We start from the raw sequence: 21884 nt of genomic DNA on the forward strand, positions 1-21884 counted from the left end.
TTTATATAAAATTATTAGAAAGTGTGAGTATTTTAAAAATTTTATATGTTTTTTGAATACTATATTTTATAGATAGGAGTTAGATATGTTAGCTAATGAATTGTTATCTTTTATAAAGGTAAAAAAAATTTATGGAAATATTGAAAATATAAATATAGACTATATTTCACAAGATAATAGAAATATAAAAGAAAATACCGCTTTTATTTGCATAGAAGGTAATACTGTAGATGGACATTCGTTTGTTGAAAGTGCTGTAAAAAATGGTGCTAAATTATTAATAGCGTCAAAAGATGTATCTGACAAGTCAGGAGATATTCCCGTTGTTTATGTTAAAGATACATTAAAAGTTATGGGACTTCTAGCCAATGTGTTGTATAAATATCCAAGTGAAAAATTATTTATGGTTGGGATAACAGGAACTAACGGAAAGACAACTACAAGTTATTTAATTAATCACATTTTTGAAACTTGTAATATGAAAACAGGTCTAATAGGAACAATACATCACAAAATAGGAAATAGAATAATTCCTACAAAAAATACAACTCCTATTTCTGTAGATTTGCAAGGATTTTTAAATGAAATGGTAGTTGAAAATTGTAAATGTTGTGTAATGGAAGTTTCATCTCATGCATTAGCTTTGGATAGAGTTTTAGGTTGTGATTTTGACTGTGCAATTTTTACAAATTTGTCTCATGAACATTTGGAATTACATAAGACAATGGAAAATTATGCGAATACAAAGGAGCTTTTATTTACACAATTAGGACATAATTTAAAGAATGGAAAGTTAAAAACAGCTATTTTAAATAGTGATGACGAATATTCAAAAAAATATGCTGAACATATTCCATCAGAAATTATTACTTATGGAATAAATGATAAGAATGCTGATTTTTTTGCTGATAATATTTCATTTGATGATTGGAAAATGAGATTTGATTTACATTTTTTAGACGAAGTATATAAAGTTGAAACTAATTTAGTTGGAGTTTTTAATGTCTATAATGTTTTAGCAGGAATTTGTGCAGGATATGTAAAGGGAATTTCTATTCAAGATATTATTGAAGCACTAAAGAGTTTTTCAGGTGTGAGTGGTAGAATGGAAATCGTTCAATCAAATGAAAATTTTAAAATAATAATTGATTTTGCTCATACACCTGACGGACTTACAAATGTGCTTGAAACTTTGAATAAAGTTCCTCACAATAGAATTATTACTTTGATAGGTCATAGCGGTGGAAATAGAGATTCCAGCATGAGACCTGATTTAGGAAAAATTGCTTTGGAAAATTCTGATGAAGTTATTTTTACATCAGATAATCCAAGACATGAGTCTATTAGCAAGATAGTAAGTGAGTTAGTTTCTAATTGTGATAAAAACAATTATACAGTTGTTGAAGATAGAAAAAAGGCAATAGAATATGCTTTTGAAATTGGAAGAGAAAATGATATTGTATTACTTGCGGGAAAGGGTGCAGAGCCTTATCAAGTTATAGGAGATGAATATTTTCCATATAGCGAGATAGAAACTGTTAAAGAAATTTTAAAGAATAGAAATAAATTTTAGTATATGATATAATTAAATTAGTTTGTATATTAGAAATGATTTGATAATTAAATGATTCAGTTGTTAATTCTTTTAACGAATTTTAAGGAGAAATTATGTGTGGATTTGTAGGATTTTACAGTAAAGATGTAAAAGATGAAAATGTAATAAAAGAGATGAATAATGAAATAATTCATCGCGGTCCGGATAGTGACGGATATTATTTTGACAATGGAATTAATTTTGGTTTTAGAAGATTAAGTATAATTGATTTGAATGAAGGTTCACAACCGATTTTAAATGAAAATAATGATGTGGCTATAATTTTTAATGGAGAAATCTATAATTACCAAGAAATAAAAGATGATTTGTTAGAAAAAGGATATAAATTCAAAACAAATACTGATACGGAAGTTATTTTACATGGATATGAAGAATATGGTGAAGAATGCATTTTGTCTAAATTGAGAGGAATGTTCGCTTTTGCTATTTGGGATAGTAAGAAAGAAAAACTTTTTGGTGCAAGAGATCATTTTGGAATAAAACCATATTACTATACAATGATTGATGGAGACTTTGTTTTCGGTTCAGAAGTTAAGTCATTTTTGAAATATCCAAAGTTTAAAAAAGAAGTAAATGAAAAAGCATTAAAGCATTATTTAGTATTTCAATACAATCCTTTAGAAGAAACATTTTTCAAAGGTGTAAAGAAACTTAGACCCGGACATTATTATATCTTTGAAAATGGAAAACTTGAAATAAAGAGCTATTACAATTTAACTCTTGATTACAAGGAAATGACTTTCGATGAAGCTGTAAGTAAGATAGAAAAAGAAGTTGAAGAATCAGTTAAGTATCACAAGATTAGTGATGTTGAAGTTGGCTCTTTCTTGTCAGGCGGTGTTGACTCAAGTTATGTTGTTGCAACAGCAATGCCAAATAAAACTTTTTCTGTAGGTTTTGATAATAAAGGATTTGATGAAACAGTTTATGCAAAAGAGCTTTCTGATAAACTTGGAATAGAAAATTTTTCTAAAATAATTACTCCTGATGAATTTTTTGACGGAATAAATAAAGTGCAATATTATTCAGATGAGCCACATGCAAATCTTTCTTCTGTTGCTCTATATTTCTTGTCAAAACTTGCTTCAGAACAAGTTAAGGTGGTTTTATCAGGAGAAGGAGCAGATGAATTATTTGCCGGATATAATGAATATGCAGAAGCTCTTCCACAAAGAATTTATAAAAAATTACCATTTAGTTTAAGAAATAAGTTATATAATAAATATAAGGATAAAAAGCATTTTAGCGGAAAGACAATTATAATGAAATATGGTCAAAAGGTTGAAGATAGATATATTGGACCTGCAGAAATAATGTCTGATGAACAAGCCAATTCGATTTTAAAGGAAAGATATCAAAATTCTGAAACTTCAAGAGATTTAACTAAAAAATATTATGATGAAGTTAAAGATATGGATGATGTATCTAAGAGATTATATCTTGATATGAAAATGTGGATAGTTGACGATATTTTGCTTAAAGCAGATAAGATGACTATGGCAAATTCTATTGAGCTTAGAGTTCCACTTTTAGATAAAAAGATGTGGGAACTTGCAAGAACAATTCCTGTAAGACATAAAGTTCATAATGAAATAACAAAATATGCTTTTAGAAAAGCCGCTTTAAATAAATTACCGGAAGATTGGGCGAAGAGAAGAAAGTTAGGTTTTGTTGTTCCTTTTGTTTTATGGATTAAGGAAGAAAAATATTATAATATTGTTAAAGAAACTTTCAATAAGAATTTTGTAGGTGAATTTTTTGATTTGGAAAAAATCAATTCACTTCTTGACGATCACTTTAATAATAAAAACAATAATGGTCGTAAAATTTATACTATTTATACATTTTTAAAATGGTATGAACAATATTTTAATTAAGAGGTAAAAGAATGAACAAAGCTGTTGTTTTAGGTTGTAATTACTATATAGGACTTAGCATAATAAGATGTTTAGGACGTGAAGGAATTCATGTTGTAGCTTGTGATTATGACTTTGATAATTCCTATGGAGCAAAGTCAAAATATATATCTGAATTTTTAAAAATTGATAATTTGAATAAATTTGGAGAAGAGGCTTTTGTAGGATTGATAGAATATGGAAAAAAACAAGAAAAAAAACCTGTTTTACTCCCAACACATGATAAATATGTTGAATTTATAGATGAATATTATGACGAATTGGAAAAATATTATTTAATCAGTCAAGCTAAAGGACTTAATTCAAAATTATTGGATAAATGGACTTTATATGATATTGCAAAAGAAAATGGAGTTAAAATTCCGGCAACAATTAATGCAAATGATGAAAATTTGGTTGAAAAAGTAAAAAATGAAGTTGGATTTCCATGTATCATAAAGCCTGTTGATACTGTAGAATTTACTAAGATTTTTAGAAATAAAGTTTTTATCTGTAATAATGTTGAAGAAATGGAAAATGGAATAAAAAAAGCAAAAGACAATAATATTGAAATATTTATTCAAGAAATTGTTCCGGGTTTTGACGATTGTATGTTGACTTATGATTATTACATTGATAGAAGTGGAAAGACTACTCATTATATGACTGCTCAAAAGCAAAGACAATGGCCAATAAATTTTGGGGCATCTTGTTTTACAATTCAAAAATACAATCAAAAATTAATTGATATGTCAAAGCCTTTCCTAGAAAATATAGGATATCGAGGTTTTGGTGAAATAGAATATAAAAGACATGAAAAAACGGGAGAAATCTATCTGATAGAAATAAATGCAAGGACTACTAATTTTAATAATTTGATTTATAAAGTTGGAATAAATATGCCTTATATTGCATATCTTGATTTAACTGGAAATTTAAAAGAAAGTGATTGTAAGTATGTTGATTACGATACAAATTATGCTTTTATTTATGGTTTTGAAGATATGGTTGCAATTTGGCGTTATAAGAAAACAAAACAAGTTGGAATTTTGAAATCTTTAAAGGTTTCATTTTCAAGCAAATGGGCTCCTGCAATTTTTGCTACTGATGATTTAAAACCTTGGTTTTTCTTTAATAAAATTCTATTGGGAAAAGTTTTTAGAAAAATATTTAGGAGGAAATAGTGTATAAATTAGGAGTTATCGGAGGTATGGGACCTTTAGCAACTGTTAAGTTCTATGATAAAGTTGTTTTAAATACTGAGGCACATAATGATAATGAACATATTGATTTAATAGTTTTAAATCATTCAAGTATGCCTGACAGAACAAAATGTATCATAGAAAAAAAAGATACTGATTTTTTAAATGAAATAAAAAAGGATTTAGAAATTTTGGATAAAATTGGTGTAGATGTAGTTGCTATTCCTTGTAATACAAGTCATTATTTTTATGATGAATTTAAAAACTTTACAAACTTAAAAATTATTAATATGATTGAAGAAACTATATTAGAAATCAAAAGAAAAGGTATAGAAAATATAGCAGTTTTTGGAACTCTTGGAACTCTTAATTCAAAAGTTTACAATAAATATGCAGAAAAAAATGGAATAAAGGTAAAGGAAATTACTTTAGACGATAAAAATTCCGTTATGGATATTATTTACAAGATTAAGGAGACAAATAATTTAGAGAATAAAGACTTTATTGAAATTCTAAATAAATATTGTGATGATGAAACTATTGGAATAATAGCTTGTACAGAACTTAGTCTTTTGGATATTTCTAAAAATATAAATACCATTGACGCTTTGGATGTACTTGTAAATAAGAGTATTGAATACAGCGGAGCGAAAATTAAAAAATTATAAAAATACTAAAAGGGGCTTAATGCCCCTTTTTTAAATGTTTAGTTAATTCAGTTTTTAATAGATTTATATATTCTTTTACACCTTCTTCATTTGGATGAGTAGCATCTTTGTAGAAAAGATCTTTTTTGTTTTTAGCAACAGCATACCAATCTATCATTTCTACATTTTCCATTTCTTCAGCAATTTCTTTTATAGTTGTGTTTACCTGTTCTTCCCAAGGATCCGGAATGACACAATTTATTAGAAATATTTTTTTGCTTTCTAAAGAAAGTAAATTTGCTTTGAATTTCTGTTTATTTATTTTGTAATTGCTTCCCAAGTGAATTATCACAATATCTTTTATATTATTTTTTTCTTTCAAATTCTCCAAAACTTTTGGTAAATCCCATGCTTGACGGCTAACTTTTGCATCTATTATAGCATTTTTAAATTCATCTTTCATTTTGTCCGAAGCGGAAAGCATTATGCTGTCTCCAATAAAGGTAATATCAATTGTAGAAAAATCAATATTTTCAATATGTTCTTTTGATTTTTTTATATCAAAAGTTTCTTTTGAAATTTCAAAATTATTTAACTGTGAATTTTCTTTGTTCTCTTTTTGTATATTTTCAAGTCTATTTTTCAATTCTTCAATGTCATCAGATTTTTGAGTAATTGATAGAATGGATGTTGAAAATATTATAAATATTGCCAAAATACCAATTGCTGAAAATAGATTTCTATTTTTTATATCTTCATTACATTTTTCATTTATATAACCTAAATAATTAATTTTTCTTTCAAAAATTCTATAACTTATTTCTGCAAAAATTATTGAAAATAACAGTTCTATTAAAATTAAATAGACAATTGAGATTTTACTCCATTTTAGATAATCTCCGATAAATATTGTTATTGGATATTGCCATAAATAAAGGCTATAACTTCTCTTTCCAATTTCAGTAAAAGGAGCAAAACACAAAAATTTATTAACTATATTATCTTTTAAAAGTATTGTAATAATTAATAATCCTATTAAAAATGAGTAAAAATACATTCCAAATTTATAAACTATCTCCATTTTTGAATCTAATATTACAGATGTATAGATTATTAGAGCAAAAAGCAAAATTGATAAAATATCAATACATATATTTTCACTTTTTGAAAAGTTTACTTCTTGAACTTTATTTCTTGGATATATACATGCGAAAAATGCACCAATTAAAAAACTAAAAGCTCTAGTATCTATACCATAGTAAATTCTAGACACATCAGTATTAGGATTATATAAGATATACATTGTAGTTGCTGAAAAAAGTGACAAAATAATTATTACTACCGCAATGCTTTTTCTTTTTAACCTAAATGTCCTATATAGTAAAGAGATTAAAATTGGCCATATTAGATAGAATTGAACTTCTAATCCTAAAGACCACAAATGAGTAAAAGGGTTTGGATTTCCGTGTGAATCAAAATATGAGAGTCCATGTATTATTTGATATATATTGTTTATCCCAAAAAGGGAACTAAATAAATTTCCCACATATCCTCTTAACATACCATTAAAAAATAATAATACGAATAGGCTGACAATACTTAGCATTGGAAGAAGTGGAGTATACAATTTTATAAATCTTTTTTTCCAAAACTTTATAATATCCAAATATTTATGTTCATCCATTTCTCTTAAGAAATTATCGGTTACTAAATATCCGCTTAACACTAAAAAGATTACAACTCCCAAGTATCCTCCGGAAACAATATGAGGAATTGTATGATATAGCATTACCAAAATAACCGCTATCGCACGAAGCCCGTCAAAACTTTTAATATGATTTGTATCATTAATTATTTTTTTGTCTTTTTTAAAAAAATTTCTTATTTTTATTTGTTTTAATTTATCTAAATTTATATTGTTAATTATATTTTTTAAGTCTTTCATTTTTTATCCTTCATAATTTTGTTCATTAGAGATTATAACAGAAAATAAAATAAAATCAATTACAAAAACGTTACAATTTAGGGCTTTTTCTAATGTTTGAAATTAAAAAAATCTATCAATTTCCATTTGGGAAATGAATTTGTGAAAAATATTTATTAGTACAACCATATACAAGTTTTTAAATACAATTTTAAATAAACTATCTCCACAAACAAGCAAAAAAATTTTTAAAAAATTTTTATAAAAAAATTTTACTTTTTTGTTAATTGGGTATATAATGTTTGTAAATGATAATATATTAGGAGGATAAAAATGAAAGATTTTAAAAGTTTAAATGTTTATTTATCAAACATTGCAGTTATGACTACTAAATTACATAACTTACACTGGAATGTAGAAGGAAGAAATTTCTATCAAACACATATTTTTACAGAAGGATTATATGACAAATTCTTCGAATGGTATGATGAAGTTGCTGAAGCAATTAAAATGAGAGGTGGATTCCCATTTGCATCATTAAAAGAATATGTTGCTAATGCTACTGTTAAAGAATTAGAATCTAAGAAAGTAACAGTTGATGAAGTTAACGAAATAGTTATGAATGATTTAGCTGCTCTTAAAGAAGAAGCTACAAAAATTAGAGAAGAAGCTGATAATGATGGAGATTTCATAATTGTTTCAATGTTAGAAGATCAAATTGGAGAACTAGAAAAGAATGTTTGGTTCTTAAGAGCTTCAAAACCTTGTTGTCATAAATAAGAATAAAAAATTTAGGTTGAGTTTATACTCAGCCTTTTTTTGTTCCAATTTTTAATTTTAATTTTTTATAGTTGACTTTTTATGCTAAATTTAATATAATTTATTTGTTAGATATTTAGTGATGATAAGAAATAGTAGATTATTTATGTATATGTAGAGAGAAGTTGCTTGGTGAAAAACTTTTATGCAGGTAATTGAACCTATCTTTGAACTTGTATTAAAAATACAGGGTTGTGCCTTATAGCTTTTGAGTATAAATTAGAGTGGTACCACGGCTTTCGTCTCTTGGAGATGATTGCCGTTTTTTTTTATTAATTATAGAAGTCATTTTATAAAAATCATCACAAAAATTAATTTATTATTATGGAGGAAATTTATTATGAAAATGAAAAGATATTATATGCCAACACTTAGGGAAGATCCTCAAGAGGCAGAAATTATAAGTCATAAATTGCTTTTAAGAGCAGGAATGATAAGAAAAACTGCTGCAGGAGTTTATTCTTATCTTCCACTTGGATATAGAGCAATTAGAAAAGTAGAAAATATTGTAAGAGAAGAAATGGATAGAATGGGTGGATATGAAATTTTAATGTCTGCACTTCAGCCAAAAGAAATATGGGAAGAATCAGGAAGATGGCAAACTTTTGGACCTGAGATGTTCAAAGTTAAAGATAGAAATGAAAGAGAATTCTGTCTTGGACCAACTGCTGAAGAATATTTTACAACTTTGATAAGTGGAGAAATTAAAAGTTATAAACAATTACCTTTAAATATTTATCAAATTCAAACTAAATATCGTGATGAAAAAAGACCACGTTTTGGGATAAATAGAGCCAGAGAATTTTCAATGAAAGATGCTTATACATTTGATGTAAGCCCTGAAATGATGATGGAATCATACAAAGAAATGTGGAAAGCATATGAAAAAGTTTTTAATAGATTAGGACTTAATTATAAAATTGTTGCCGGAGATGCCGGAGCAATGGGAGGTAATAGTTCACATGAATTTATCGCTCTTTCTGATGTAGGAGAGGGAGTAATCTGCTATTGTGATGAGAGTGGATATGCAGCAACTGATGAAAAAGCAGAAGTTATTTACAAAGTTGACGAAAGTGGAGATGAAAGGGAACTTGAATTAGTTTATACTCCAAATTGTAAAACAATAGAAGATGTTGGAAACTTTTTAAAACAAGATGCATCAAAATGTATTAAGGCGATAGATTTGATTGTTGCAGGAGAACCTGTTATAGCATTTATTCCGGGAGATAGAGAGCTTAATATGACAAAACTTTGCGCTTATCTTAGAGTTCCTGAACATGAAGTTGAAATGATGGATGAAGAAACTATTATAAAAATAGGTTCATCTGCAGGATATACAGGACCTGTAAACTTAAAAGTAAGAAAGATTTTAGATAAGAGGGTTACTCTTATGAAAAATACAGTTGTTGGCGGAAATAAGGCAGGCCATCACTACATTAATTGTAATTTTGGAAGAGATTTTGACGGAGAAATTGCAGACGATTTAATTATGGTTCAAGAGGGAGATGTTTGCCCTATAAGTGGTAAGCCTTTGAAATTTGCAAGAGGTATAGAAGTTGGAAATATCTTCCAACTTGGAACAAAATATTCTAAATCTTTAAATGCAACTTTCTTGGACGAAAATGGTGTTAGTCAATATTTCTGGATGGGAAGTCATGGTATTGGTATTACAAGAAGTATTACTGCGATTATTGAACAAAATAATGACGAAAAAGGAATTATTTGGCCAATTCAAGTTGCACCATATCACGCAATAGTTACAGTTGTAAATATTAATGATGAAGATCAAATGAAACTTGGTGAAAAAATCCATGATGAATTGGAAACTCAAGGTGTTGAAGTTATGCTTGACGATAGAAAAGAAAGAATTGGAGTTAAATTTAATGACAGAGATTTAATTGGTATTCCTTTAAGAATTACTGTGGGCAAAAAAGCTAATGAAAATATAATTGAATTTTCAACAAGAAGAGAAATGGAAAATGTTGAAATGTCTTCTGAAGATGCAATAAATAGAGTTGTAGAAGAAGTTGGAAAGATAAAATAATTTTAAATACCACATAACGTGGTATTTTTTCAGGGATATATTGAGATTGATTATATTTTTAATTTTCTATTTAATGGGGTATCATATAAATAGTTAATATTAATTTGTATAAGGAGTTTTTTATGGATAGTGATTTCAGTACAAAAATTCAAAAGCAAAAAATAAGTCGTGAAAGGCGAAAAGAATTAAAAAATAGATTAAAAAAAGAATTGGGAGATAGGATGAGATTTGTCTATATAGCATCTTTTTTATCTTGGATTCAGTTTTTGATGAGAATAATTTCTTTTGGATTTATAGCTAAAGGCTTTTCTAATTTATATAATAAAATGGAGTTTAGCCTTTTTACTTATGCAATAATTGTTATAGGATTAAATATTTTAGGTTTTGGGATTTCAATTTTTGCTAAAAGATACCAAGGAGTAGCATCTCAATTTGCGAGAGATAATTTAAAAGTTAAATTTTTTGATGCCTTTTCCAAAAGTGAAGAAGAAGTTTTTAAAGGTTATTCAACAGCTGATGTGCTTACTGTTGCATCTCAAGGAATTGACAGTTTGGATACATTTTACAGCAATTATTTATCTACAACTTTAAGGACATTTTTTAACTGTGCGACAATTTTATTGATTGTAGCCTTTATTTATCCTTTGGGTGGTTTGGTATTTTTAATCAGTATTCCATTTATTCCCGTTTCAATAGTGTTAATACAAAAGCGTTCAGCAAAAATTATGCAACATTATTGGTCGACTTATATGGATGTAGGCAATTTATTTATGGATGATTTAAAGGGATTAAATACTCTTTATTCTTATAGTGCTGATGATATTTATGAGAAAAAATTTAATGAATCAGCCGAAAAATTCAGACTTTCAACTATGGAACTTTTAAAATTTCAACTTCAATCAGTTGGATATATGGACGGAGTTATGTATCTTGGAATTGCAATTTCAGGATTTTTAGCAGTTCTTTCAGTTTCAAAAGGGAATATATCAATTTTTAATTTTATTTTCTTTGTTTTGATTGCAACTGAGTTTTTTACTCCAATCAGAGAACTGGGATACTGTATGCATTTACTTATGATGAATACTAAGATGGCAGATAGAATTTTTACTTTTTTAGATAGTGTTAAGTTAGAAAAGAAAAAAGACATCTCAAATATAGAATTGGAAAGTATAGATAATATTGAATTTAAAAATTTATCTTTTTCGTATGATGATAGAAATGTTTTAAATAATATTAATTTAAGTATCACTAAAGGTAGTTTATTCGCAATAGCAGGAGAGAGTGGACTTGGAAAGAGTACATTTGCAAAAATTTTGTTTAAAAATCTTGAGAATTATTCCGGTGAGATTTTGATAGATGGAAAATCTTTAAGAGATTTTTCAAAGTCTGATATAAATTATCTAGGTTTTTATGTATCTCCTGATTCATATGTCTTTAATGAAAGCATTATGGATAATTTGAAAAAAGCTACAAAATTATCTGAAAAAGAAATTTTAGAATGGATTGAGGAGAAACATATTCTAAAATTTGTAAAGACTTTGCCTGATGGTTTTAATACAATTATCGGAGAAAACGGAAGATTGATTTCTCCTGGTCAAAGACAACAGATAATCTGTGTTAGAAGTTTACTTGCAAATAGAAAAATTTACATTTTTGATGAAATGACTTCAAGTGTTGATACCGAAAATGAAATAGCGATTTTGGATTTAATCAAAATGATTTCTAAAAATTCTATTGTTATGTTTATTTCTCATAAGATGAAACAGGTTAATAAAGCTGACTTTGTTTTATTTATGGGAAAAGAAAAAAGTTGGGATTTTGGAAAACCTGAAGATTTATATAATTCAAATTATGAATACAAGATGTTACTGGATAAACAAAATGAAATGGAGGCAATTTTAAATGAAAGATAGTATAAAATTGATTATCAGACTTATAAATTTTATGAAAAAATTACTCCCAGTAATTTTGTTGGCTGTATTTTTTGCTGTTTTCGGCTTTTTGATTACAGTATATATTCCTGCAAGAATTATTTCATTGGGATTTGATGCACTTAATGGAGAAAAAATAAAAATAATATCTTTGATAGTTTTAGTCATTTTTGCGATTTCAAGAGGACTTTTCAGATATGGAGAGCATTATTTCGGACATTTTGTTGCTTTTAATGTTTTGGCTGATTTTAGAAGAGAAATTTTTTCAAAACTTAGAAGACTTGCTCCGTCAAAACTTGACTCTCAAGACAGCGGGGCTTTACTTAAACTGATAGGAGAAGATGTTGAAGCGTTGGAAGTATTCTTTGCACATACTCTAGCTCCAATTACAACAGGGATTATTGTTTCAATAGTTTTAATTGTATATTTTTTACAATATAATTTTCATTTAAGCTTAATTGCAATAATTGTATATTTTATACTTGCAGTTATTATTCCAAATGTATTTTCAAGCAAATTAAAACCACATCTTGAAATTCAACAAAAATATAGAAAATCATATACTTCATATTTCTTGGAAAGTTTAAGAGGGATGAAAGATTTACTTCAACTTGGAGTTGAAAAGGAAAGATTTGAAAATTTGACAAAAGAAAGTAGAATTGTAAATAAAAAGGAAAGAAATGTTGCAAAATTAAATTTCTTACAATTTTCATTCAGTTTTTTAACAATAGGTTTTGGAGTTTTAACTTTTGCTTTTGCGGAATTTATACTTGTAAATAAAAATATAATAAGTATTAAAGATGCAGTAATTACATTGGTTGTTTTCAGTTCATCATTTGCTCCTTTTTTAGAGTTAAGCAGACTTCCTTTAGGACTTGGACGTGCATTACAAGCTGCAAAACAAACTTTTAGTTTATTAGATGAAAATGAGCCTATTGGAAATGATGGAAATAAAGAAATTGAGAAATTAAATGAAATAAAATTTGAAAATGTTGATTTCTCTTATCCTAATAGAGATAAGAATATTTTTGAAAATTTGAATTTACATTTTGAAGATAAAAAAATTGTCGGACTTGTTGGAGAAAGTGGATCCGGAAAAAGTACATTGATGAAAATGGTAATGAAATGGTATATGGCTAAATCCGGAAAAATATTTTTAAATGATGAGGATATTTTAGATATAGACAGTAGAAAACTACAAGAAAAAATTGCTTATATTCCACAATTTCCACAAATTTTTTCTCAAACAATCAGAGAAAATTTAGTTTTAGGAAATGAAAAGATTAGCGATGAAGAAATTTTAGAAATTGCAGAAAAATGTAGATTAAAAGATAAGATTTTATCAACTGAAAATGGACTCGATACTAAAATTAATTCAGAGAGAATTATTTTCTCAAGTGGAGAAATGCAAAGACTTGAACTTATGAGGGCATTGTTAAAAAGAGCGGATGTTTATATTTTTGATGAACCTACAAGTAATTTAGATACTTTAAATGAATCAATAATTTTGAATTTGATTAAAGAAAATTGTAAGGGAATGGTATTTTTAATTTCTCACAGAATGAGTACAGTATCATTTTCAGATGTTGTGTATAAAGTTGAAAATGGTAAATGCTTTAAAATATAGCCTTGAAGATTAAGATGAAATATGTTATCATTACCATATTAAAGATATGAGGGGTAATATATGAAGATTAAATTTGTAAGATACACTTGGATTATAATAGGACTGATATTTTTTGCAATAGGAACTATTGGAGCTTTTTTACCAATATTGCCTACGTTTCCATTTTATATTATAACATTATTTTGTTTTGCAAGAAGCTCTAAAAAGTTGCATAATTGGTTTGTTGGAACTAAATTGTACAAAAATAATATAGAAAAAATTGCAAACAGAAAAGGTCTTTTAATAAAACAAAAATTAAAGATAATATTCTTTTTTACCTTGACGATGGGAACCGGTTTTTATTTTATGAAAAATACAAAGATTGGAAGAATTATTTTAGTAATAGTTTGGTTTTTCCATATTATATATTTTTTGTTTGGAATAAAAACTATAAAAGACAATAAAAATGAAATAAAAAGTATTCAAACTGATATGAATTTTTAAAAATTTGTATCAGTTTTTTCTTGCATAAAATATTTTTAAGAAAATTAAAAAAATTTTTTTAAATATTTGTTCTACTTGTTGATATAAAATATTTTACAATGGATTTCAAGCTATAAAATGGGTAAATATACTATATATAGTAGTAAGTATTTTTATTGACAATATATATTGTTGATGGTATAATCTTACTACCGAGAATTTTTAAGTGTTTATGGAGGTAGTTATGATTAAGGTAATAAAAAGAAATGGTCAAGAAGTTGATTTTGACGCAAATAAAATTGCTATCGCAATAAAAAAAGCAATGCATAGCAGTACGGGAATTTATGAAGAAGGATTAGCAGAAAAGATTGCATCAGAGATAGAAACTTTTGCAACAACAATTGGGAAAAAGATGAGTATATATGATATAGAAGATCATGTTTACTATAGTTTAATTAAATATGGAAATCCTGCAACTGCAAGAGCTTATGAAAATTATAAGGCTGTTCAAACTTTTAAAAGACTTAAAAATACTACCGACGAAAGTATTTTAGGGCTTCTTGATAAGACAAATTTAGATGTTATAAATGAAAATTCAAATAAAAATGCAATTCTTGCATCAACTCAAAGAGATTTGATTGCCGGGGAAGTTTCAAAGGATATCGCAAGAAGAATGTTAATTCCTGTAGATATTGTTCAAGCACATGATGAAGGAGCTATCCATCTTCACGATATGGACTATTTAATTCAACCTATGTTCAATTGCTGTTTAGTTAATATTGGAGATATGCTTGACAATGGAACAGTAATTAATGGTAAAATGGTTGAAACTCCAAAATCATTCCAAGTTGCTTGTACAGTTATGACTCAAATAATTGCACAGGTTGCATCAGGACAATTTGGTGGGCAAAGTTTAAATGTTGCACATTTAGGAAAATATCTAAGAAAGAGTTATGAAAAACATTTAAAACTTGCAAAAGAAATTTTAACAGATGAAAAAGATATTGAAAATATTGCAAAGGCAATGACTAAGAAAGAATTGGAAGCAGGTATTCAAACTATCCAATATCAAATCAATACTTTGATGACTACAAATGGACAAAGTCCTTTTGTTACTCTATTTATGTATGTTGAAGACGGTTTTGAATATGAAGATGAAGTTGCACAAATTGTTGAAGAAATAATAAAACAAAGATTAGAAGGAATAAAAAATGAAAAAGGTGTTTATATTACACCGGCTTTTCCTAAATTGATTTATGTTTTGGATGAAAACAATGTAAGAGAAGATAGTAAGTACTATTATTTAACAAAACTTGCTGCAAAATGTACTGCAAAGAGAATGTATCCTGATTATATCTCTGCTAAAAAACTTAGAGAACATTATGAAGGAAATGTATTCGGACCTATGGGTTGTAGATCATTCTTAGCACCATATAAAGACGAAAATGGAAATTATAAATTTGAAGGTAGATTTAACCAAGGTGTTGTAAGTTTGAATTTACCTCAAATAGGAATTTTAAATATGGAAAATGAAGAAGGATTCTTTGAAATGTTGGAAAAAAGACTTGAAATTGTAAAAAAAGCACTTTTATTCAGAAACTCACTTCTTCAAAATGTAAAGAGCGATAATTCTCCTATTCATTGGCAATATGGAGCTATTGCAAGACTTAAAAAAGGCGAAAGCATTAAGAAATATTTGGAAAATGGATATTCAACTCTTTCTGTAGGCTATATCGGATTGTATGAAGCAACAATGTGTGTAAAAGGTGTTAGTCATACAACAGAAGAAGGAAAAGAATTTGCTCTTAAAGTTATGAGAAAGATTAAAGAAGCGGCAGATAGTTGGAGTGAAGAAACAGGGATGTCATTCTCATTATACGGAACTCCTGCTGAAAGTTTAACTCATAGATTCTGTACAATTGATAAGAAAAAATATGGAGAAATAAAGGATGTAACAGATAAGGGATATTATACAAATAGTTATCATGTTGATGTTAGAGAAAATATTTCAGTTTTTGATAAATTCAGATTTGAAGAAGATTTCCAAAAATTATCAACTGGTGGTTGTATTTCCTATGCAGAAATTCCAAATATGAACCATAATGTTGAAGCAGTTGAACAAATGATTAGATTTATCTATGATAATATTCAATATGCTGAATTTAATACAAAATCAGATTATTGCCATGTTTGTGGATTTGACGGGGAAATAATCATAAATGATCATAATGAATGGGAATGTCCTCAATGTCATAATAAAGATAAACAAAAAATGAATGTAACTAGAAGAACTTGCGGTTATCTTGGAGAAAATTTCTGGAATGAAGGTAGAACTAAAGAAATAAAGGCAAGGGTGCTTCATATATAGTGAGGGATTAATATGAGATATGGTCAGATAAGAGCTTATGATGTTGCAAATGGTGTTGGTATCAGAACTAGTATTTTCGTAACTGGCTGTACACATAATTGTAAAGATTGTTTTAATAGAAAATATATGGATTTCAATTTTGGGGAGCTTTGGACAAAAGAAACTACTAATTTAGTAATAGACTATTTGCGTGATAAAAATGTTTCTGGTCTTACTTTGCTTGGTGGAGAACCGATGCAAAATGCAAAAGAGCTCCTTGAAATTGTAAGGGATATAAAAAAAAGTGTAAATAAAAATATTTGGATTTATTCGGGATATACCTTTGAGGAAATTCTTGAAGATGATGACAGATTTGAGCTTTTAAAAGAATGTGATGTTTTAGTTGATGGAAGATTTGATTATAGATTAAAAGACTTAACTTTGAAATTTCGAGGTTCTTCAAACCAAAGAATTATAGACATAAAAAAGACAATTGAAACCGGAAATATTGTACTGTTTATGGAGTAAATATGTTAGAGAAAAAAATATTGAATATTTCAAAAATAGAAAATACAGATAAATATGATAGAAAAAAAGTCGGATATCTTTCAGGAATGATAGGAACATTTTTAAATGTTACTTTGGGAGTATCAAAATTTGTAATTGGAATTTTAGCAAATTCAGTTTCAATAACTGCTGATGCAGTAAATAATTTCTCGGATGCAATTTATTCCTTTGCAACAGTTTTAGGTTTTAAATTTTCTTCTGCACCTCCGGATAAGGATCATCCTTATGGACATGGAAGAGTTGAATATATAACTACCTTAATAATCTCAATGATGGTTATGATTGTAGGAGTTCAATTTGCAAAGACATCTGTAGAAAGAATTATAAATCCTGAAAAAATTATTATGGGGAAAATAGGAATTGCTTTTTTAGTGATTTCTATTTTTATAAAACTTTGGATGAGTTTATTCAATAGAAAACTTTCTAAAGCAATAGATTCAAGTATTTTAAAGGCAACCTCAATTGACTGTTTGAGCGATGTTTTTACAACTTCAGTTGTTTTAATTGCAATGATTTTTGCTAACTATACTACTTTTCCGGTTGATGGAGTTGTAGGTCTAATTGTTTCTGCATTTATTCTATTCTCAGGTTTCTCTTTGGCAAAGGAAACAATTAGCCAACTTATTGGAGAAGCACCAAGTGTAGAATTGATAAAGTCAGTTTTGACAGACATTGAAAAGCACAAAGAAATTTTGGGAATACACAATTACACTTTTCATAGATATGGACATCTTAAAACAATAGCAACTGTTGATGTTGAAGTTGATTCGGAAATGAGTTTAATCAAAGCTCATAATCTTATGAGTTTGATTGAAAAAGAAATTTATGAAAAATATGAAATTGTATTGGTAATCCATGTTGAACCGGTCGGGGGAAACTTTACGGAAAGAGAAATTGAATTAAAAGAAATTACTGAAAATTGGAAAAACAAGTTTAGCTATATAAAATCAATGCATGACTTTGCAATTTACAAACAAGGAGATAAATACTTTGTAGGATTGCAATTAGCATTAGACGGAAACAAATTAGATAAAAATTTTGACGAAAATAGTTTAAAATCAGAGCTTGAAGAACTGATAAAAAATTATGATGAAGAACTAAAAACTTCAATAACAATTTTATATGAATATTTTTAAAATAGCACCTCGGTGCTATTTTTTGTATAAGTTGACGTCTATGTAATTTTTTTATATAATCAGGGTAGCAATTTATTTGGAGAAATTTATGAAAAATTTAGTATTACCTTTTATTAGAAAAAATATTTTTAAAATTTTGATTTATAATATTTGTTTTATAGTTGCATATTTTTTAGATGCTTATTATTTTGGATATATTTTTTCTTTAGTCGAAAATAAAATATATAGTTATAATAAATTTATCGTTATTATACTTTTTTTGTTTGCTATAATTATATTTTCTAAAATTATGTCAAGTATTTTATTTTCAAAGCTATCTTATGAAGTAGTTCGTTTTAGATTTAAGTTAGCAAGAAAACTGAATAACTCAATTTTACAAAAGAATATGGAAGATATTGAAAATCCTAAATTTGAATATTCAATGAATAGAGCTTGGAATTTTTTAGCTTATGATAATGCAGGCTTTAGTGCAATTTTAATGGATTTAATAAATTTTATTCCTATTTTTGTGTTGCTTATTTTTTCAGGCTTGATTATTTCTAAAACTTCTTTTTACATTGTAGTTTTTACTTTTTTAATTCAACTTGGAGCATATCCTCTAAGAGAAAAAATTAATGAATTTGACTTGGATACAGATTTAGAGCAAGGAAATGTATTGACAAAACTTGAATATTACAATAATTTTAGTATGAGAAATGAATATGGAAAGGATATTCGTATATTTAATTTAGGAAATCTAATCTTAAAGAGATATGAGAAAATTTTTAATGAAGCGATGGCTATTATAAGAAATAAAACCAATTTAGGTATAAAATTAGGTATAATTTCAATATTTTTGGAAATTATAACTGATATTTTTACAATTGGAATGTTGATATACTTATTTAGTATTAATTCCATTTCTATTTCTACAATTTTCATAGTTTTCAGTATATATCAACTTTTTGTAACTAATGAAAAGGAAACTTTGAGAATTATATCCGATTTAAAGAAAAATATAAAAATGTTTGATAAATACCTTTTACATTTAGAAGAAAATAGTTTAAAAAGTAAAAATGCCAATATGGAAAATAAAGAAGCATCCTTTGAACTTAAAAATATTTACTTTAAATATCCAAATGCTGATAAATACAGTTTAGAAAATATAAATATGGAGTTTTCATCTTTCGATAAAATTGGAATAATTGGAGAAAATGGGGCTGGAAAGAGTACACTTATAAAAGTAATTATGGGTATTTACAATCAAACAAGCGGAAAAATTCTCATTAATGGGAAAGAAGTTTCAGCAAAAGAAAGACTTGTTTATTTTTCAGCTGTTTTTCAAAATTCACATTTTTTTGCAGGTACACTTAAAGAAAATTTATTCGGGTTTAATAATGTAAAAAATAATGAAGAAAAATATGTCGAAGAATATTTAGAAAGTTGTAAACTTGACAATGTAAATGGGAAATTGATAGATTTGAATACCAGATTTGGAAAAGAGTTTTTTGATGATGTTTTTGAACCTTCAGGTGGTCAATTACAAATGCTGACTATTCTAAGAGCATTAGTTAAAAGTGGAACGATGTTAATTTTAGACGAACCTACATCTGCACTTGACGCAAAAAAAGAAATGGATTTTTATAACAGATTATCTCTTGAAGAAAAGACAAAGGGATTTATTATTATTTCTCATAGATTGGCTGTTTCTAATATTGTGGATAAAATTTATATTTTAAGTAATGGAAAAATTTTGGATTCAGGTTCTCATTTTGAATTAATTGAAAGATCTGAATATTATAGATACTTAAAAGAATTGACTAAAAATATGTTTAAATTGAAAGTAGGTGATAAAAATGATTAATTCATTTAAAACTATTTTCAGATTTTTAAAATTGTCTTTTAAAATAGATAAGAAATTTATTTATAGAATTTCAATTGATATTTTAATTAATATTCTGTTGACTTTACTAGCTTTATTTATGGTTAGAGATTTTACAGAATATTTACAAATTGGAAATATTAGAAATATTTCTATAAAATTGATTTTTGAGGCTATTGTTTTTGTTGTATTAAGAATTTTTAAAGAAGTATTAAAGTGGAAAGTACAATACTCTGCAAGAGAGTATTTACTTAAAATGGAGAAAGAACTTCTGAAAAAATCAACGGAAATAGATTATTTTAATTTAGAAAGTCCTGCTTTTCATAATTTACAAGAAAGAGCAAGATTTTCCCTTAGAAATCAATACTGTCTTGAAAATTTATTAGAGGCAATTGTAAAAAGTATAGAACATATTTCCATTATGATAACAACTTTTATTGCAATAGGATATTTTTCTTTCTATCTAAGTATAGTATTACTTATCCTATTTGTTATAAATATATTTGCAAAGAAAAAATACAGTAAGGAAGAGAGTAAATTTTATGAAAATTTATCTCCGATAAATAGAAAATATTGGTATTATAGCTATATGGTTTTGAATAGAGATGATGTATTAGATATAAAATCAAATGAATTTGAAAGTTTCATAGATAATAAATTTTCTAAAACTATAAAAGATATATTAAAATGTTTTAAGCCTTTTTATAGAAATAAGGCTATTGTAAATATAATTGAAGTTATAAATTCAATTATCTGTACTTTATTTGTAATAATTTTTAGTGCAAGTAGGGTTTATAAAAATGAAATCAGCTTTTCTGATTTTAGTTTTACTGTGGTAGGTATACTAAAATTTACTAACAGTATGAATGAATTTTCTGAGAATATAATTGATTTAGACAGATTTTCAAAATATACCATTCCTGTTTTGGATTTCATTGAATTTGACATTGGGAAAAATGTAGAGAGAAGTGTTGAGAGTAAAGATTTGGGATTAATTGCAAAAAACATTTACTTTAAATATATAGATTGTGAAAATTATGTTCTAAATGATATCTCATTTGAAGTAAAAAAACCTAAAATTGTAGTAATTATTGGAGAAAACGGAGCAGGGAAAAGTACTTTAATAAAACTTATTTCAGGACTTTATGAGGCTTCAAAAGGAAGTTTAACTTATGACGGAAAGTCTATTTATGAAACTGAAAATAAGTATATAAGTACAATTTTCCAAGACTTTAAGTTGATTGATGATATAACTTTAAGAGAAAATATTTGCTGTAAATTAATTGAAAATGAAGACGAAAAATACATCGTAGATGAGGAAATTTTTAAAATTGTTGGTAAACTCGGTATAAAGAAAGAAGATTTTAAAATTAATTTAGATGATAAACTCGGAGTTGAGCTTGATGATGGAAATATTGAATTGTCAGGAGGTCAAGCTCAACTAATTGCAATCTTAAGGGCAATTTATAAGAGCAGTCCTATACTGGTTTTAGATGAACCTACAGGAAGTCTTGATATTGAAAAAGAAAATTCTGTTTATAAAATTTTAAAAAATATAAAAGAAGATAAAATAATATTTATGATTTCTCATAGAATGGCATCAGTTCATATTGCTGATGAAATATGGTTTATGAAAGATGGAAAAATTCATTTCGGAAATCATAATGAGCTCATCGAAAATTCTTTAGAATATAAGGAATTATATTTATCACAGGCAGAGAGATATAATTAGAATGAAGTCTAGATTCTATTTAGAATTTAGACTTTTTTGTTAAAATTATTTTAAAAATACTATATTGATATTGAA

Annotated in this window: 15 protein-coding genes; 14 read left to right on the forward strand and 1 reads right to left on the reverse strand. The window is 26.7% G+C overall.

All coding sequences use genetic code 11. The features are described from left to right. The first annotated feature begins 85 nt into the window (after window positions 1-85). The 4 genes from ACMX2D_RS04635 (at window position 86) to ACMX2D_RS04650 (ending at window position 5380) form a co-directional block, all read left to right on the forward strand. Entirely contained in the window at window positions 86-1573 is a 1488-nt protein-coding gene (locus ACMX2D_RS04635) for a UDP-N-acetylmuramoyl-L-alanyl-D-glutamate--2,6-diaminopimelate ligase (RefSeq protein WP_414972888.1), read from the forward strand. 95 nt (window positions 1574-1668) lie between these two features. Then, entirely contained in the window at window positions 1669-3492 is a 1824-nt protein-coding gene (gene asnB / locus ACMX2D_RS04640; RefSeq protein WP_414972890.1) for an asparagine synthase (glutamine-hydrolyzing), read from the forward strand. An 11-nt stretch (window positions 3493-3503) separates the two neighbouring features. Continuing rightward, entirely contained in the window at window positions 3504-4694 is a 1191-nt protein-coding gene (locus tag ACMX2D_RS04645; protein WP_414972892.1) for a carboxylate--amine ligase, read from the forward strand. Continuing rightward, window positions 4694-5380, forward strand: coding sequence for an aspartate/glutamate racemase family protein (locus ACMX2D_RS04650; RefSeq protein ID WP_414972894.1), 687 nt, complete (start codon window positions 4694-4696; stop codon window positions 5378-5380). Before ACMX2D_RS04645 ends, ACMX2D_RS04650 begins: the two co-directional genes overlap by 1 nt. A 16-nt stretch (window positions 5381-5396) precedes the next feature. Here the strand turns inward: ACMX2D_RS04650 and ACMX2D_RS04655 are convergent, their stop codons facing one another. Then, window positions 5397-7304 carry an acyltransferase family protein gene (locus tag ACMX2D_RS04655; RefSeq protein ID WP_414972895.1) on the reverse strand — a complete coding sequence of 636 codons (1908 nt, stop codon included), beginning with the start codon at window positions 7302-7304 and terminating at the stop codon, window positions 5397-5399. A 312-nt stretch (window positions 7305-7616) separates the two neighbouring features. On the opposite strand from ACMX2D_RS04655, the gene ACMX2D_RS04660 reads away from it, so the two are divergent. The 10 genes from ACMX2D_RS04660 (at window position 7617) to ACMX2D_RS04705 (ending at window position 21809) form a co-directional block, all read left to right on the forward strand. Then, complete coding sequence (locus ACMX2D_RS04660; RefSeq protein WP_009448888.1) at window positions 7617-8063, forward strand: Dps family protein; 447 nt, start codon at window positions 7617-7619, stop codon at window positions 8061-8063. A 379-nt stretch (window positions 8064-8442) separates the two neighbouring features. Next, window positions 8443-10146 (forward strand): proline--tRNA ligase, encoded by a 1704-nt coding sequence (locus tag ACMX2D_RS04665; protein ID WP_414972897.1) that lies wholly within the window; start codon window positions 8443-8445, stop codon window positions 10144-10146. Window positions 10147-10268: 122 nt separating this feature from the next. Continuing rightward, a complete protein-coding gene (locus ACMX2D_RS04670) occupies window positions 10269-12059 on the forward strand; it encodes an ABC transporter ATP-binding protein/permease (RefSeq protein ID WP_414972899.1) in 1791 nt (596 codons plus the stop codon). Beyond that, window positions 12049-13704: an ABC transporter ATP-binding protein gene (locus ACMX2D_RS04675; protein WP_414972900.1), complete on the forward strand. Its 1656-nt coding sequence runs from the start codon at window positions 12049-12051 to the stop codon at window positions 13702-13704. Before ACMX2D_RS04670 ends, ACMX2D_RS04675 begins: the two co-directional genes overlap by 11 nt. Window positions 13705-13764: 60 nt before the next feature. Continuing rightward, the gene (locus tag ACMX2D_RS04680) at window positions 13765-14187 is read left to right on the forward strand and encodes a YbaN family protein (protein WP_414972902.1); all 423 of its coding nucleotides are present in this window, start codon (window positions 13765-13767) and stop codon (window positions 14185-14187) included. Between the two features lie 223 nt (window positions 14188-14410). Beyond that, on the forward strand, window positions 14411-16534 hold the full coding sequence (gene nrdD / locus ACMX2D_RS04685) for an anaerobic ribonucleoside-triphosphate reductase (protein ID WP_414972903.1): 2124 nt from the start codon (window positions 14411-14413) through the stop codon (window positions 16532-16534). A gap of 12 nt (window positions 16535-16546) precedes the next feature. Beyond that, window positions 16547-17041, forward strand: coding sequence for an anaerobic ribonucleoside-triphosphate reductase activating protein (gene nrdG / locus ACMX2D_RS04690; RefSeq protein ID WP_414972904.1), 495 nt, complete (start codon window positions 16547-16549; stop codon window positions 17039-17041). A gap of 2 nt (window positions 17042-17043) precedes the next feature. After that, window positions 17044-18216, forward strand: coding sequence for a cation diffusion facilitator family transporter (locus ACMX2D_RS04695; RefSeq protein WP_414972905.1), 1173 nt, complete (start codon window positions 17044-17046; stop codon window positions 18214-18216). Between the two features lie 88 nt (window positions 18217-18304). Next, window positions 18305-20059, forward strand: a complete 1755-nt coding sequence (locus ACMX2D_RS04700) for an ATP-binding cassette domain-containing protein (RefSeq protein WP_414972906.1) — start codon at window positions 18305-18307, stop codon at window positions 20057-20059. Next, window positions 20052-21809: an ATP-binding cassette domain-containing protein gene (locus ACMX2D_RS04705; protein WP_414972907.1), complete on the forward strand. Its 1758-nt coding sequence runs from the start codon at window positions 20052-20054 to the stop codon at window positions 21807-21809. Before ACMX2D_RS04700 ends, ACMX2D_RS04705 begins: the two co-directional genes overlap by 8 nt. Window positions 21810-21884 lie beyond the last annotated feature (75 nt).

The organism is Parvimonas oralis, assembly GCF_047608425.1.
In the GTDB taxonomy this organism is placed as follows: Bacteria; Bacillota; Clostridia; order Tissierellales; family Peptoniphilaceae; genus Parvimonas.